The sequence below is a fragment of the Enterobacter sp. genome (assembly GCF_977039595.1).
The window spans coordinates 1-15,885 of the sequence record NZ_CDRQYH010000082.1; the positions used below are offsets into that span (position 1 = coordinate 1).

Below are 15,885 nucleotides of genomic sequence, written 5' to 3' on the forward strand. Positions count from 1 at the left end.
TAACGCTCATAAACAGCCTCCTTATTATGAGTACCCATACACTATAAAGTGTTTTATATAGATGACCTGCGAGGAGAGTCACGAAAAGAGGACCAAATCCACGCCTTTACATGGCTTTAAGAAAAGCGCGTCATCGGCGATAATTACCCCTTTCTTAATCATCGCGGAGTGTTGATGAGCGATTTGCAGCCTTTCCTTCCGACGCGCAAGCGCCCCATGAAACTCAATACGCTGGTCACGCTGATGGTGTGCGCGATTATTGCCTCTGTGCTGCTGGTGGTCTTTGCGCTCTACTCCGTACAAATCACCCGGGCGACCCGCGATGATGTTAAAGACACTGCGCTCGGCATTGCCCGCACCCTCGCCGACAGCCCCGAGATACAGCGCGGCCTGATGCAGGCACCGCAGGAGAATATTATTCAGCCCATCGCCCAGGCGGTGACGAAGCGAAACGATCTGCTGTTCACCGTGGTCACCGATATGCGCGGGATCCGCTATTCACACCCGAACGAGGCGCTGCTGGGGCTGCATTTTATCGGCGATGATTTAACCCCTGCGCTGGAAGGCAAAGAGAACGTATCGGTAAACCGGGGCGCGCTCGCCGAAGCGCTGCGCGTTTTTACGCCCGTCTACGACGGCCAGCACGAGCAGATCGGCGTGGTGGTAGTCGGTATCTCCCTGAATAAGGTTGAAGAGCAGATTGCCCGCGGGCGGCTAAACGCAGTCTGGACCATTTTATTCAGTATTTTTATGAGCTCCATGGCAATTTGGGGTCTGGTGCGGGTACTGAAACGCATCCTGTTCGGGCTCGAACCTTATGAAATTTCCGCCCTTTTCGAACAGCGCCAGGCGATGCTGCAGTCGCTTCGCGAAGGGGTTCTGGCCGTCGATATTCACGGGCGCGTGACGATGATCAACCAGACCGCCAGAGAAATATTGCTTCTTCCCTCCGGCAAGCAGACCGAAAACGCCAGCGCGCCCCTGCTGGCCAGCCTGCGTGACGTCTCGAAGACGGGCGTTGCGCGCCAGGATCAGGAGATCAGCTGCAACGGTAGGCTATTGCTGTGCAACATGGTGCCCGTGAAAAGTCAGGATCGGGTGATCGGCGCCATCACCACCTTTCGTGATAAAACGGAAATCAGCCAGCTGATGCAGCGTCTGGACGGCATGGTTAACTACGTCGATGCCCTGCGCGCCCACACCCACGAGTTTATGAATAAACTGCATGTGATACTCGGCCTGCTGAATATTAAGCGCTACGACAAGCTGGAAGAGTACATTCTCCAGACGGCACATCATTACCAGACGGATATCGGTACGATACAGAGCAAGGTAAAATCCCCGGTGGTTGCCGGGTTCCTGCTGGGTAAAATCAACCGGGCGAAAGAAGCGGGCGTCACCCTGACGCTGGCGGATGAAAGCCAGATACCGGATACAGCAAGTGAAGAGCAGGTCGCGGTGCTGATCACCGCGCTGGGCAACCTCATTGAAAACGCGCTCGACGCGATGGAAGGACAGCAGGAGGGCGAGATCGGCCTGCTGCTGCATTATCAGAATGGCTGGCTCAGCTGTGAAGTCAGCGACGATGGCCCCGGCATTGATCCCACTCAGCTGGAGTCTATTTTTACAAAGGGCTTCTCAACAAAAGGTGAAAACCGCGGCGTTGGGCTGTTCCTTGCTCGCCAGCAGATTCAGAACCTCGGCGGCGATATCTCCGTCGAGTCTGAGCCCGGCGTATTTACCCAATTTTTTGTTCACATCCCCTGGGATAGCGAGAGGAAAATCGCGTGATAAATGTGTTAATTGTCGATGATGACGCCATGGTGGCCGACCTCAACCGTCTGTACGTCAACCGTGTTGAAGGCTTTACCTGCTGTGGCGTCGCCTCCACGCTAAACCAGGCCGAGGCCATCATTAATGACCCCAGCCATCCTGTCGATCTGGTGCTGCTGGATGTCTATATGCAGCAGGATAACGGGCTGGATCTGCTGCCCGTCATTCGCGCATCCGGCCGCCCAATCGACGTGATCATGATCACCTCGGCCGCCGACGCCGCCACGATCCAGACCTCCATTCACTACGGCGTGGTGGATTATTTGATCAAGCCGTTCCAGTTCCCGCGCTTTGAAGAGGCGCTGAACGGCTGGAAGGCAAAGCACAGCCTGATGGGGTCGCATCAGTATTACGAGCAGGCCGACGTAGACCGGCTGATCCACGGCGGGGCGCCGGAACTGGCGGACAGCAAAAAGCTGCCGAAAGGGTTAACGCCGCAAACGCTGCGCACGATTTGCCAGTGGATTGACGCACACCCGGAGACGGAGTTTTCTACCGACGATCTGGCAAACGCGGTCAATATTTCCCGCGTGTCCTGCCGCAAATATCTGATCTGGCTGGCGCAAATCAATATTCTGTTCACCAGCATTCACTACGGCGCCACCGGGCGTCCGGTGTATCGCTACCGTCTCCAGCCGGAGCAAACGGGCCTGCTCAAGCAATACTGCCAGTAACGCGGTAGGTATCATCCAGCAGGGTAAAGCGGAAGTGGTGTGCTGAAGAGAACACCACTTCTTTTGTTTTGGTCACAAAGATCGCTTCTATGTCGGGACGCGCGCGCAGCGCAGCGCGGCCCTTCTCCACGCCCATGCCGTACATCAGCGTGGTCCAGATATCGCCGTCGATGGAATCTTTTGAAATAATGGTCACGCTCTCCAGTTCGTTATCGAGCGGGTAACCGGTGCGCGGATCGAGAATGTGGTGATAGCGTTTGCCTTCTTGTTCAAAATAGCGCTCGTACGTTCCCGACGTGACGACCGACAGGTTCTCTACGTTCATAGTGCCGATCAGCGCGTCGCCGGCGAACGGTTTTTTCAGCCCGACGCTCCAGCCCCCTTCCGGCGAGCCTAACGTCTGAATGTTACCGCCGAGGTTAATCAGCCCCAGCTCCGCGCCCTCTTTATGCAGGTAATCCCGCACCCTGTCGGCGATATAGCCTTTGGCAATCGCCCCCAGATCGATCTCCATCCCCGCCCGGCTCAGAAACACGCTGCTGCTGGCCTCATCAAGGAGAACATCCTCGGGACGGGTAATCGCCAGCAGCGAGGCGATTTCATCGGCAGGCGGAACGCTGTCCCCCTGAAAGCCAATTTTCCAGCGCTTCACCAGCGGACCGATCGCCAGGTTAAAGGCGCTGTCTTTGAGCAGGCTTGCCGCTTTTGCACAGCGGATCAGATCAAACACCGGCCGACTGACGGTGACCGGATGCTGGCCCGCCGCATGGTTGATGTCCATCACCTGCGAGTGCGCGCGGTTGACGGTAAGCAGGTCTTCATACTGTTTGATCAGGCGAAACACGCGGGACGCGAGGGCTTCGTCATGGGAGAAGAGCTTCAGGAGGATGGGTGAGCCCATCAGAACGGCGGAGTAACTGTAAACGCGATGGCTATCAGGCATGGCAGGAATCCTCAGATGTCGCCCCGGCAGGCACCGCGCCGCCGGGGAAAATGCCGGATAGCGCTACGCGTATCCGGCCCGGGAAGCAGGTGCCTCACATCTTTTTCGAACGCAGAGCCGCCTGATGTCCTGCAAGGGTACCAAAAATAATGATATCTGCCACCGCGTTACCGCCGATACGGTTGCCGCCGTGGATCCCGCCGACCACTTCACCGGCCGCAAACGCGCCCGGCAGCACGTTATGGTTGCTGTCCAGCACGCAGGTTTCGGTGTTGATGGTCACGCCGCCCATGGTGTGGTGCACGCCCGGCGCAATCTGAATGGCGTAGAATGGCCCTTCATTGATTGGCGCACGCAGCGCGGTGGTACGACCAAAGTCATCATCGTGCTGTTTTTCAACGAAACCGTTGTAACGTTCCAGGGTCGCCAGGAAAGCGTGGTGATCCATACCGAGCGCTTCCGCCAGAGCTTTTGGCGAGCTGGCGCTGGTCACGAAGCCTTTGGCAATGTACTCATCAGCGGCTTTGTTTTTGGCGCGTACGTGCTCGTCAAAGACGATGTAAGCGTATTTCTCCGGCAGGGCGATGATTGACGCCGAGACTTTATCGCGGGTCGACATTTCGTTGTAGAAGCGTTCCCCTTTCTGATTGACCAGAATCGCCCCGCCCCCGCGGATGGATTCGGAAATCAGGTACGAGGTTTTCTGCTCTACGGTTGGGTGAATTTGAATCTCGCCCATATCGACAGTGCCAGCCCCGATGCGCTCCAGCAGCGCGATACCGCCACCGGTCGCCCCTTTGTGGTTGGTGGTGACGAAACCTTCCAGATCCGGACGGTATTTCACGACCATCTGGCTGTTGGCGCTGAAGCCGCCTGTGGCCACAATCACGCTTTTCGCTGCCACGGTGATGGTTTCATTCTCTTCGGTGGTCAGGCGCACGCCGGTGACTTCACCGTTTTCGAAGATAATGTCGCTGACGGAGGTATCCAGCATTACCTCGATGTTGCGTTTGTTGACGTTACGCACCAGGCCGCTAATCAGGTAACCGCCCACCGCAGAACCGTCTTTTGGACGGTGAGTACGGTCGATGCTCATCCCGCCGGTGGTGGTGATGTCGTTCAGCATGATGCCGCGGGTTGCCAGCCACTCAATCGCCTGCGGCGCGTTCTCGACGAAGCGGCGCAGCAGTTCAGGGTTGTTCTTGTTGCCGCCACCTTTCAGGCTTTCCTGGTAGAACAGCTCTTTGCTGTCCTGAATGCCCTTCACGCGCTGGAAGCGGGTTTCTGCGGCGTTCATACCGGCAGAGGCTTTAATGGTGTTCCCGCCGATGGTCGGCATTTTCTCGACGATCAGCACGCTCGCGCCTTCGTCGTGAGCCTGAATCGCCGCCGCCAGCCCAGCCCCGCCGCTGCCGACAACCACCACGTCCACGCTGCGGGTTTCGTTCGGGTCAACACCCTCTTCCGCGGCCAGCGCTTTGCTGGATTTCAGCATCGCTTTAGACACCGCTTTCTTCACCGCTTCACTCTGGCTGGTTGCGCCGGTGATGGCATCCACGTGCGGAGTATTAGCATCCAGAATGCGGGTACGGATCTCTTCAAAGCTGGTGACGAACTCAACGTCTTCGCTCGGGCCGGAGGCCAGCTCGATGTCCGCAATGCGGTCGGTTTCCAGGCTGACGTTAATCACCAGTTCGTTAGCGTCATCCTGCACTTTCTCAGCAAAGGTACCCGGTTTGAATTTTGATTCGCCCATGCTCATGTCGCGGATCATTGCTTCCACCAGCGAGAAGCGCCACAGCGGTTCAGGAATGTTCAGCGCCTCGCGCTGGGTGCTGTCCATAAACAGCTCAAGGCTTTCGCCGGTCGCGATGCGGTCTGTCCAGTCCGGGTAAGCGATGGTGGCACGGCCAACGGCAATCAGGTCGTAACCGTGGTCCAGCGCTTCATTGGCATCGGCGGCATTCACTACGCCGCCCACGCCCATCACCGGAACCTGCGCCAGCGTTTCAGAACGCATCGCGCAGTATTTTTCGATAAGCGGCGTCGGGTCCTGGGTGTCGACAATGGAAGGACGCAGGGTCGCGCCGACGGAGAAGTGCAGGTAATCCACGCCGCGCGCCGCCAGTTTTTCCAGCAGGTACATGGTGTCTTCAAAGCGGATGCCCGGCACTTCAAGCTCTTCAGGGGAGAAGCGATAGCCAATAATAAAGGCGTCGTCCGCGTACTGGCGCACCATTTTGTGGGTGATGTCCAGAACCGCCAGCGGGAACTTCGCGCGGTTATCGCGGCTGCCGCCCCACTCGTCGTCACGCTGGTTAGAGTTTGGCGAATAGAATTGCTGAATCAGATAGGTGTTTGCCCCGTGGATTTCCACGCCGTCGAAGCCGGCCTGGATGGCGCGGCGCACCGCTTCACCAAACTTGCCGATCATGCCTTCGACTTCTTCGCCAGTCAGCGCCACTGGCGTTGCTGCGCCCTCACGCGGCGCGGCAACAGCGCTTGGACCAACCGGCGTACGGCCACCGATCAGTTTCGGGTCAACCATGCGGCCGCCGTGGTAGATCTGCAGCAGGGCCTTAGAGCCTTTAGATTTAATCGCCTCTGCGATTTTCGCCAGCCCGGCAATTTTCTCGTCATTATCAATCCCGATCGCGCCCGGGAAGGCCAGACCGAGATCGTCGACGAAGCAACACTCCACAATGATGGTGCCGATGCTGCCGGAACGAGCACGATAGTACTCCACCAGTTCGCTGGTAACGGTGCCGTCGTAATAGCCGGTACAGGTGGTCATAGGGGCCATTAACAAACGGTTTTTCAGTTCAGTGCCATTCGGTAATGTGAAGGGGCTAAGAATGCGTTCGTTAGTGCTCATAATAGAAACTCCAAACTTTTAAAAAATTAAGAATTCGTTATCGGAGTGATTTTTAAGTTCGTCGTTATTTGCCGATGTCATGATATTAATATAATGATTTTTTTAGTTTCTAAAGTTATTACGTTAGTTAATAAACTATTTAATCCCTGCAATAACACAAATAACACATTGGTGTTAGCGAATGTAATTTAGTCATTCACAATAATTTAAAATTCGTTAAATAAAAATTGGTAAAACCAATTTCCATATCACATTCAAAACCATAAAAAACAAGAATATAAAAAAACAAAGAAAGCATAAATGTTACGAAAATGATAAAACAAACCAATAAAACAGGTAATACCCACATACGCCTGAGTGGTTATTAATAAAAGCATAAAAATAACGCTGCAATTCTGTTTTTTTGATCGCGATCAATAGTTGTGGCATCCAAAGGCGCAATATAAAAACATCATCAATTTTTAATTTAGCGCATCTACAAAAGCGTTAAATTGCTATTACTGAAAATACAAAATTGCACCTTTAATAACTAAAAAAAGCAAAGAAACTTAAGAAAGTGATTTTGTTTTTCAGTTCGACCGAATCTTTGACAACTTAAGACGTGAAACTATGAATACAAAAACTGCTGTAACGCCCCCTGTGGCGAACCAGGCATCAAATGGAAACGCAAAACGTCTGCTGATGATGGCACTGCCCGTCATCGTCGCCGTACTGCTACTGTTTGTTCCGGTACCGGAAGGCCTGCCTCCTTACGCGTGGCACTACTTCGCAATCTTTGTCGGCGTGATCGTCGGTTTGATCTTCGAACCGCTGCCGGGCGCGGTGATCGGTCTGACCGGCGTGGTCGCCATTGCCCTGTGCAGCCAGTGGGTGCTGTTTAGCCCTGAACAGCTGGCCGATCCTAAATTCAAGCTGGCTGGCGCCTCCTTTAAATGGGCGGTAAGCGGGTTTGGTAACTCTACCGTCTGGCTGATTTTCGGTGCCTTTATGTTCGCCGCAGGCTATGACAAAACCCGCTTCGGCCGCCGTCTGGCGCTGATTCTGGTGAAATACCTCGGCCGTCGCAGCCTGACGCTCGGTTACGCAATTACGTTTGCTGACCTGCTGCTGGCACCGTTCACCCCGTCCAACACCGCGCGCAGCGGCGGGACCATCTACCCGATCATCGCTAACCTGCCGCCGCTGTACGGTTCAAAACCTAATGACCCAAGCGCGCGTAAGATTGGTTCTTACCTGATGTGGGTGGCGATCACCGCGGCCTGTATCACAAGTTCAATGTTCCTCTCCGCCCTCGCGCCAAACCTGCTGGCCCTGGCGCTGGTGAAAAGTACGGTTGGGATTGATATCTCCTGGGGCACCTGGTTCCTCGCCTTCCTGCCGCTGGGTATTCTGCTGATTCTGACCATGCCGCTGCTGGCCTACTGGTTCTACCCGCCTGAAGTGAAGGTCAACAACGAAGTGCCGCTGTGGGCGACCCGCGAACTGGAAAAACTCGGCAAACTGTCCCGCAATGAAATTCTGCTGCTGGTGTTCGTGTGCTGCGCGCTGCTGATGTGGATCTTCGCCGCCGCGTGGATTGAACCGGCTATGGCTGCCCTGCTCATCGTCGGCCTGATGCTGTGGACCGGCGTGCTGGAGTGGAACGACATCACCGGTAACAAAGCCGCGTGGAACACCTTCGTCTGGTTCGCCACCCTGGTGGCGCTGGCGGATGGTCTCTCCTCTACCGGCTTTATCAGCTGGCTGGGTAAAGAAGGCGGTCTGCTGATGAGCGGTATCTCTCCGGGCGTGGCGACCATCGTCCTGCTGCTGGCGTTCTACCTGCTGCACTACCTGTTTGCCAGCACCACCGCGCACACTACGGCGCTGCTGCCAGCGATGTTGACCATCGCTTCCACCATCCCGGGCATGAATATGGAAGTGTTTGTTCTGCTGATGGTGACCTCGCTGGGTGTGATGGGGATCATCACCCCGTACGGTACTGGCCCAAGCCCGATCTACTACGGTAGCGGCTACCTGCCAACCAAAGACTACTGGCGCCTCGGCACCATCTTCGGTGCCATCTTCCTGGCGGCCCTCCTGCTGATTGGCTATCCGTGGATGTCCATGATGTTCTGATTCCTGACCGCCGGACTTCTCCTCCGGCGGTTTTATTTTTTGTGGAGCAATACGCTATGTCAAACAAACCGTTTATCTACCAGAACCCCTTCCCTCTTTCGCATGACGACACCGAATACTACCTGCTGACCAAAGAGCACGTCTCCGTTGCCGAGTTCGAAGGCCAGGAAATCCTGAAAGTGGAGCCGGAAGCCCTGACCCTGCTGGCGCAACAGGCCTTCCACGACGCCGCATTTATGCTGCGTCCTTCCCATCAGAAGCAGGTTGCCGCCATTCTCAACGACCCGGAAGCCAGCCAGAACGACAAATACGTTGCCCTGCAGTTCCTGCGTAACTCTGAAATCGCGGCCAAAGGCGTGCTGCCGACCTGCCAGGATACCGGCACCGCGATCATCATGGGTAAAAAAGGCCAGCGCGTCTGGACCGGCGGCGGTGACGAAGCGGCGCTGAGCCAGGGGGTTTACAACACCTACATTGAAGACAACCTGCGCTACTCCCAGAACGCTGCGCTGGACATGTATAAAGAGGTGAATACCGGCACCAACCTGCCCGCGCAGATTGACCTCTACAGCGTGGACGGCGACGAATACAAATTCCTGTGCATGGCAAAAGGCGGCGGTTCTGCCAACAAAACCTATCTCTACCAGGAAACCAAAGCGCTGATCACCCCGGCTAAGCTGAAAAATTACCTGGTTGAGAAGATGCGCACTCTCGGTACCGCTGCCTGCCCGCCGTACCATATCGCATTCGTGATTGGCGGCACGTCGGCGGAAAGCACGCTGAAAACCGTGAAGCTGGCCTCCACGCGCTACTACGACGCCCTGCCGACGGAAGGTAACGAACACGGCCAGGCTTTCCGCGACGTTCAGCTCGAACAGGAGCTGCTTCAGGAAGCACAGAACCTCGGCCTGGGCGCGCAGTTTGGCGGTAAATACTTCGCCCACGACATCCGCGTGATCCGCCTGCCGCGCCACGGCGCGTCCTGCCCGATTGGCATGGGCGTCTCCTGCTCCGCGGACCGCAACATCAAAGCGAAAATCAACCGCGACGGGATCTGGATTGAGAAGCTGGAGCACAACCCGGGCCAGTATATTCCTGAATCGCTGCGCCAGCAGGGCGAAGGCGACGTGGTCAGCATCAACCTGAACAAGCCGATGAATGAGATCCTGGCGCAGCTTTCTGCGCACCCGGTCTCTACCCGCCTGTCGCTGAACGGGACCATCATCGTGGCGCGCGACATCGCCCACGCGAAGCTGAAAGAGCTGATCGACAACGGTGAAGAACTGCCGCAGTACGTCAAAGATCACCCGATCTACTACGCGGGCCCGGCCAAAACGCCGGAAGGCTACGCGTCTGGCTCACTTGGCCCAACCACGGCGGGACGCATGGATTCATATGTGGACCTGCTGCAGTCCCACGGCGCGAGCATGATCATGCTGGCAAAAGGCAACCGCAGCCAGCAGGTAACCGACGCCTGCCATAAGCACGGCGGCTTCTACCTGGGCAGCATTGGCGGCCCGGCGGCGGTGCTGGCGCAAAACAGCATTAAGAGCCTGGAGTGCGTCGCGTATCCGGAGCTGGGCATGGAAGCTATCTGGAAGATCGAAGTCGAGAACTTCCCGGCGTTTATCCTGGTGGATGACAAAGGCAACGATTTCTTCCAGCAGATCCAGAACCAGCAGTGTAAAGGCTGTTCACAGCGCTGATTGCTTCCATACGTCCGGCAAGAGCGACAGCGTTTCAGCGATTGTGCTGCGCTTGTCGCTCCCCGGCTTCCAGATGGTGACCATCGTCTGACCAATTCCCTGGCTGCCCACTTCGGTGTGCAGCCTTTTTACGTTTTGCCACTGACCGGCGTGAAAATGCGTCGGTAAGAATCCCCAGCCGCAGCCGCGCTCCAGCAGACCGCGCAGCATCTCCGGCTCATTGGTAAAGAGGGTATGCCCGGAAATCTGCAGGCGGCGCGCCACCGGCTCGTCCGAGGCGGGGTGCATTACGACCTGAGGTACCAGGGAGAGATCGAGCAGCGACAGAGGGGAAGCACTGTCCGCAAACAGCCCGCTGGCGGCATAAAAATCCATCTCGATGGCACCCAGGGCACGCCACTCCATATCGTTGCCCACGCTGCGGTTGCGTGCCTGGCAGATGGCCAGATCCGCGTCGTTATTCGCCAGCAGCCGTTCCGATTCATCCCGCGAGGCGCAGATAAGGCTCAGGCGGATTTTTCGCACCGCCATTTCAGCAATCACCCCATGCAGAAAGGCTCTGGGCGTAAAAGGATCGTAGACCAGCGTCAGGTCCTGCGTGGCACCGTGCGGCACCTCTCTGGCAAACGCCTCAAAGGCTTTTACCTGCCGCATCAGGAGGTGCGCCTGGCGCTGAAGCTGTTCCCCTTCGGGCGTGAGCCGCAGGGTGCGGCCGTCGCGAATAAACAGCGCGTAGCCTAACCCATCCTCAAGAAAATCAACCAGATCGCGAAGCGTCGTTCGGTCCTTCTTCAGCGCCACCGCGGCTTTACTCAGGCTCCCGTTCTCGGCCACGGCGGTAAATGCCTCGAGCTGTGCAAAAGAGTAAATCAGTCCCGCCACGCTACGCTCCCTCTGTTTTTTAGGGGGATTTTCCCCCGCTACGCGTTTTTTATTATAGCCCCGGGGTTTTTAAACTGAAGCCGTTCCTAACCTGTAAGAGACGGATATGAAAAACAGAAAAGTAAACCATGCCCTGCTGGCGGGCCTTATCTTCAGCACCCTGATCTCCCCTGCGGCAGTGGCCGCCTGTATAGGCACCGACCTCAGCGCTTGCCCTGCCCCCTTCGACACCACGCTGCCTAACACCCATAAGATGCTCACCTGGAGTCAGGCCGAACGCGTGGTGGGCTTTCGCAATGACTACCGCAACTACCCCGGGGATGTTTTCCGCCACGGTAGCGCCGTGCCGCTGGAAATGTCGGACAAGCCGCTCACGGACGCACACTATCAGGTTAACGGCAGGCGCTACGGCCTTAAGGACTACCTCCAGCGGCAGAACGTCAGCGGCATGCTGGTGCTGAAGGACGGCAAAATCGCCTGGAAGTATCTTGGAGAGGGCAATACCGACTCGACGCTCTGGACCTCGCGCTCGGTTGGGAAATCGGTGGTATCGGCGCTGGTGGGCGTAGCCCTCAAAGAGGGAAAGATCCACTCGCTTGACGATCGGATCACGCGGTATGAACCCGATCTGAAAGGCACCGCGTGGGACGGCGTGACGCTCAGACAGCTGATCACCCATACGTCCGGCGTGGCCTGGAACGAGGATTACACCAACCCCCACTCCGACTTTGCGCAGCTCACCGAGTGCGAGGCGAAGCCGGGTACCTATGACTGCGTGCGCAAGCTGGTGAAGGGGCTGCGCAGAGCGCATCCGGCCGGAGAGAACTGGTCTTACTCTTCGGGCGGTGCCTGGCTGCTGGGTGACGTGCTGGAGCGGGCCACCGGCATGACGCTCGCAGCCTATCTGGAGAAAAGCATCTGGCAGCCTTACGGCATGGCGAGCGACGGCGTGTGGCATGCCTACAGCAAAGGCCAGCACGACGTCGGCGCGCACGGCTTTAACGCCACGCTGGAGGACTGGGGACGCTTTGGGCAATTTATCCTGAACAACGGTACGTTACCGAACGGTAAGACCATACTGCCGGAAAACTGGATCAGGCAGTCGTCAGACTGGACGAAGGCCAAAGGCTCGGTGTCAGACGCCCATCCCGAGGGGCTGTACGGCTATCAGTGGTGGAACAATGAAGTGCCCGCCAACGCCACGGGCGTAGAGCCGACGGCACAGGATTCGCTGAAACGTTCGCTCTGGGCGCTGGGCATTTTCGGGCAGATGATCGTGGTGAACCCAAAGGAAAATCTGGTCATCGTCCAGTGGTCTACCTGGCCGCAGGCGGAACCGTCCTTCAGTGCCCAGCCGCTGGAAGCCTCTCTGATGTTTAGCGCGATTGCCAGGGCGCTGCGCTAAATTGCATCCGCCGGGTAATGAAGCGGTTACCCGGCTCATTCTGAAACGCGCCTCTGCGCCACATCACAAAATCGCAATATCAGAGACTTACAGAATATTGGTGAATAAAAAGCCAACCGTTTGTTAAGTTATTGTTGCCATTAATTGTATTTATTCGTCGGATTATATTCATGCAAGAAATGCATCAGTCGATGCGGCATTTGCGCTTATCTAATTCCTCATCCTGATCCAGTTTTCAGAAACAGACGCGTAAAACGTCAACAATAAAACTGGAGATAACCATGTTTTCCTCAACCTCACCTGCAACCGTACGCTCGAAAGCGGGCGCCATACTTCGCGTGACGTCCGGCAACTTTCTTGAGCAGTTCGATTTCTTTCTGTTCGGCTTCTATGCCACATATATCGCCCACACGTTCTTCCCGGCGAGCAGTGAATTTGCGTCGCTGATGATGACCTTCGCCGTCTTCGGCGCGGGCTTTTTGATGCGTCCCATCGGGGCCATCGTGCTTGGCGCCTATATCGACAAGGTGGGGCGCAGAAAGGGACTGATCGTCACGCTCTCCATCATGGCGGCGGGGACGTTTCTGATCGTGCTTATCCCCTCTTATCAAAGCATCGGCCTGTGGGCGCCGCTGCTGGTGCTGACGGGCCGTCTGCTGCAGGGCTTTTCCGCCGGTGCGGAGCTTGGGGGCGTCTCGGTCTATCTGGCTGAAATCGCCACGCCGGGCCGCAAAGGGTTTTACACCAGCTGGCAGTCCGGCAGCCAGCAGGTCGCCATTATGGTCGCCGCGGCGATGGGCTTTGCGCTGAATGCCCTGATGGCGGAGAGCGCCATTCGCGAATGGGGCTGGCGCATCCCGTTCCTGTTCGGCTGTTTAATCGTGCCGTTTATCTTCTTCCTGCGCCGCAAGCTGGAAGAGACGGAAGAGTTCAGCGCGCGCCGCCAGCATCTGGAGATGCGTCAGGTCTTTAAAACGCTGCTTGGCAACTGGCAGGTGGTGGTCGCGGGCATGCTGATGGTAGCGATGACCACCACCGCGTTCTACCTGATCACCGTCTACGCTCCCACCTTTGGTAAAAAAGTGCTGATGCTCAGCGCGTCAGACAGCCTGCTGGTCACGCTGCTGGTGGCGATCTCTAACTTCATCTGGCTGCCGGTGGGCGGTGCCCTGTCGGACCGTTTTGGCCGCAAGCCGGTGCTGATTGCCATGACCCTGCTGGCGCTGGCGACCAGCTACCCGGCCCTGACGCTGCTGGCGAACGCGCCCAGCTTCTCCATGATGCTGAGCGTGCTGCTGTGGCTCTCCTTCCTCTACGGCCTGTATAACGGCGCGATGATCCCGGCCCTCACGGAGATCATGCCTGCCGAAGTGCGCGTGGCGGGCTTCTCGCTGGCTTACAGCCTGGCAACGGCGGTCTTTGGCGGCTTTACCCCGGTAATGTCCACCGCGCTGATTGAATACACCGGTGACAAAGCCTCGCCGGGCTACTGGATGAGCTTCGCTGCGGTGTGTGCCCTGCTGGCCACGCTCTACCTCTACCGCCGCCGTGCGGTATCGCTGCAAAACACCGTCAAGTCACAGGGGGCAGTATGAAACGCACTTATCGCTATACCGCCAGCGCGCTGGTGCTGATGTTCCTGAGCGTCAATGCCTTTGCCCAGGACGTAAAGGTCATGATCTCAGGCGGCTTCAAAGCCGCCCTTGAAAAACTGGCTCCGGAATATGAACGCCAGACCGGGGATAAAATCGTGATCATCCCCGGCCCCTCAATGGGCGCTACGCCGCAGGCGATCCCAAACCGTCTGGCGCGCGGCGAGAAGGCCGACGTGGTGATTATGGTGGGCGATGCGCTGGAGAAACTCGAAAAAGCCAGCCAGACCCAGCCGGGTTCGCGAACTGAACTCGCGGACTCTCCCGTTGGCATGGTGGTGAAAAAAGGTGCGGATGTCCCTGATATCAGCAGCGATGCGAAACTGCGTGAAACGCTGCTGCAGGCCAGCTCCATCGCCTACTCTGACAGCGCCAGCGGCAGGTACGTCAGCCAGACGTTGTTCAAAAAGCTGGGGATTGAAAAAGAAGTGGCGGGTAAAGCGACAATGGTCGAGCGTATCCCGGTCGCCTCTGAAGTGGCGAAAGGAAAATACGCCGTGGGCTTCCAGCAGGTTAGCGAGCTGCTGCCCGTTCAGGGCGTCACCTTTATCGGTAAAATCCCGGATAATCTGCAGTACATCACGCGCTTCGCGGGTGCGGTCACCCGTCACGCTGAACATCCTGACGAGGGGAAAGCGCTGCTGACCTATCTCGCCTCACCGCCCTCACGCGCCGTCATCGAGAAGACGGGGATGATCCCCGTTACGTCCGGCGATACTGCTCGGTGATCTGCTTTTCCAGTTCAGCCGCGATATAAGACTGGATGCGCCCCCGGCGCCGGATAAGCCCTACGGTGCGTTTGACCTCCGGCGCCACCAGCGGCAGATGCGTCAGCAGCGTGTGCTCTGAGGTCGGCATCGACATGGCGGGAACGGCAGCGATGCCGATCCCCGCCTCAACCATACCGAGCATCGTGGTAACGTGACGTGTTTCGCAGACGCTGGGCCGCTCGGGAACGATATCCCCCAGCATCCGATCGAGCAGATTGCGGTTACCTGACGTTTTATCGAGAGAGATATAATCCTGCTGATAAAATGCCTGCCACGTCAGGTGACTCTTCTGCGCCAGCGGATGATCCTTTCTGCACGCCGCGACGTAGACATCCTCCACCAGCGGGAAAAATTCGATTTCAGACGGCAGGTTTCCTGCGAAGCAGATACCAAAATCCGCCTGGCTTCGGGCCACGGCGTCAATCACATTCCCCGCGCTGCTGTCGATGAGCTTAATGCGCACGCGCGGATAGCGAGACTGAAAGCGACGGATCACATCAGGCATAAAGTAACAGGCGGCGGAAGGTACCGTGGCAACCGTGATCAGCCCCGTCCGCTCTTCGCTGGCTTTATCGACATCCGCCAGCATTGACTCAACGTTGTCGAGCAGCTGCGCGGAGCGCTCGGCAAAGTTTTGCCCGTATAACGTTAAGGCCACGCGGCGGGTGGTACGATCGAACAGCCGGTTTCCCAGCGCGGCTTCCAGCTTTTCAATCCTGCGGCTCAGGGCCGACTGGGATAAGCAGATAGATTCAGCAGCGACACGGAAGTTACCGTATTCCACTAACGCTCTGAAAGCATAAAGATCGTTAAGGTCAAAATTCACGGGCATAGCGTCTGGATGTCCTGTCAGGGAATACGCAACAAAGTCAAAAATAATAGCGTCTTACTGAACCACCGCAACCTGTACGGCGATGAAATAGGTCAGAGGTCGTTGAGATGCAGGCGAACATACCCTGCACGATCGGCAATGGCCTGCCGCTCCTCTTCCTTCATGTCCGCAAGCTGTTTAAAGACAATGCCCAGG

Annotated in this window: 11 protein-coding genes; 7 read left to right on the forward strand and 4 right to left on the reverse strand. The window is 57.0% G+C overall.

Annotated features, from left to right (window positions below):
- Positions 1-174 precede the first annotated feature (174 nt).
- Positions 175-1,791: a sensor histidine kinase gene (locus ACWYRJ_RS18175; protein ID WP_115875739.1), complete on the forward strand. Its 1,617-nt coding sequence runs from the start codon at positions 175-177 to the stop codon at positions 1,789-1,791.
- Complete coding sequence (gene dcuR, locus ACWYRJ_RS18180) at positions 1,788-2,507, forward strand: two-component system response regulator DcuR (protein WP_045908149.1); 720 nt, start codon at positions 1,788-1,790, stop codon at positions 2,505-2,507. The genes ACWYRJ_RS18175 and dcuR overlap by 4 nt, the downstream gene beginning before the upstream one ends.
- On the opposite strand, the gene ACWYRJ_RS18185 is transcribed toward dcuR, so the two are convergent.
- Both ACWYRJ_RS18185 and ACWYRJ_RS18190 read right to left on the reverse strand, forming a co-directional pair.
- On the reverse strand, positions 2,488-3,450 hold the full coding sequence (locus ACWYRJ_RS18185; RefSeq protein ID WP_455508382.1) for an FAD:protein FMN transferase: 963 nt from the start codon (positions 3,448-3,450) through the stop codon (positions 2,488-2,490). The genes dcuR and ACWYRJ_RS18185 overlap by 20 nt on opposite strands.
- Before the next feature lie 94 nt (positions 3,451-3,544).
- A complete protein-coding gene (locus tag ACWYRJ_RS18190) occupies positions 3,545-6,325 on the reverse strand; it encodes a flavocytochrome c (protein WP_455508383.1) in 2,781 nt (926 codons plus the stop codon).
- A 609-nt stretch (positions 6,326-6,934) separates the two neighbouring features.
- On the opposite strand from ACWYRJ_RS18190, the gene ACWYRJ_RS18195 reads away from it, so the two are divergent.
- Both ACWYRJ_RS18195 and fumA read left to right on the forward strand, forming a co-directional pair.
- A complete protein-coding gene (locus tag ACWYRJ_RS18195) occupies positions 6,935-8,443 on the forward strand; it encodes an anion permease (protein WP_023325580.1) in 1,509 nt (502 codons plus the stop codon).
- 56 nt (positions 8,444-8,499) lie between these two features.
- Positions 8,500-10,149, forward strand: a complete 1,650-nt coding sequence (fumA, locus tag ACWYRJ_RS18200) for a class I fumarate hydratase FumA (RefSeq protein WP_455508384.1) — start codon at positions 8,500-8,502, stop codon at positions 10,147-10,149.
- Here the strand turns inward: fumA and ACWYRJ_RS18205 are convergent.
- Positions 10,138-11,031 carry a LysR family transcriptional regulator gene (locus ACWYRJ_RS18205; protein ID WP_094943114.1) on the reverse strand — a complete coding sequence of 298 codons (894 nt, stop codon included), beginning with the start codon at positions 11,029-11,031 and terminating at the stop codon, positions 10,138-10,140. The genes fumA and ACWYRJ_RS18205 overlap by 12 nt on opposite strands.
- Before the next feature lie 106 nt (positions 11,032-11,137).
- On the opposite strand from ACWYRJ_RS18205, the gene ACWYRJ_RS18210 reads away from it, so the two are divergent.
- The 3 genes from ACWYRJ_RS18210 (at position 11,138) to ACWYRJ_RS18220 (ending at position 14,816) form a co-directional block, all read left to right on the forward strand.
- Positions 11,138-12,436: a serine hydrolase domain-containing protein gene (locus ACWYRJ_RS18210; protein WP_455508385.1), complete on the forward strand. Its 1,299-nt coding sequence runs from the start codon at positions 11,138-11,140 to the stop codon at positions 12,434-12,436.
- A gap of 281 nt (positions 12,437-12,717) precedes the next feature.
- Complete coding sequence (gene tcuC / locus ACWYRJ_RS18215) at positions 12,718-14,031, forward strand: MFS transporter (protein ID WP_223579578.1); 1,314 nt, start codon at positions 12,718-12,720, stop codon at positions 14,029-14,031.
- Complete coding sequence (locus ACWYRJ_RS18220; protein ID WP_111966037.1) at positions 14,028-14,816, forward strand: substrate-binding domain-containing protein; 789 nt, start codon at positions 14,028-14,030, stop codon at positions 14,814-14,816. The genes tcuC and ACWYRJ_RS18220 overlap by 4 nt, the downstream gene beginning before the upstream one ends.
- Here the strand turns inward: ACWYRJ_RS18220 and ACWYRJ_RS18225 are convergent.
- Positions 14,791-15,690, reverse strand: a complete 900-nt coding sequence (locus tag ACWYRJ_RS18225; RefSeq protein WP_111966038.1) for a LysR family transcriptional regulator — start codon at positions 15,688-15,690, stop codon at positions 14,791-14,793. The genes ACWYRJ_RS18220 and ACWYRJ_RS18225 overlap by 26 nt on opposite strands.
- Positions 15,691-15,885 lie beyond the last annotated feature (195 nt).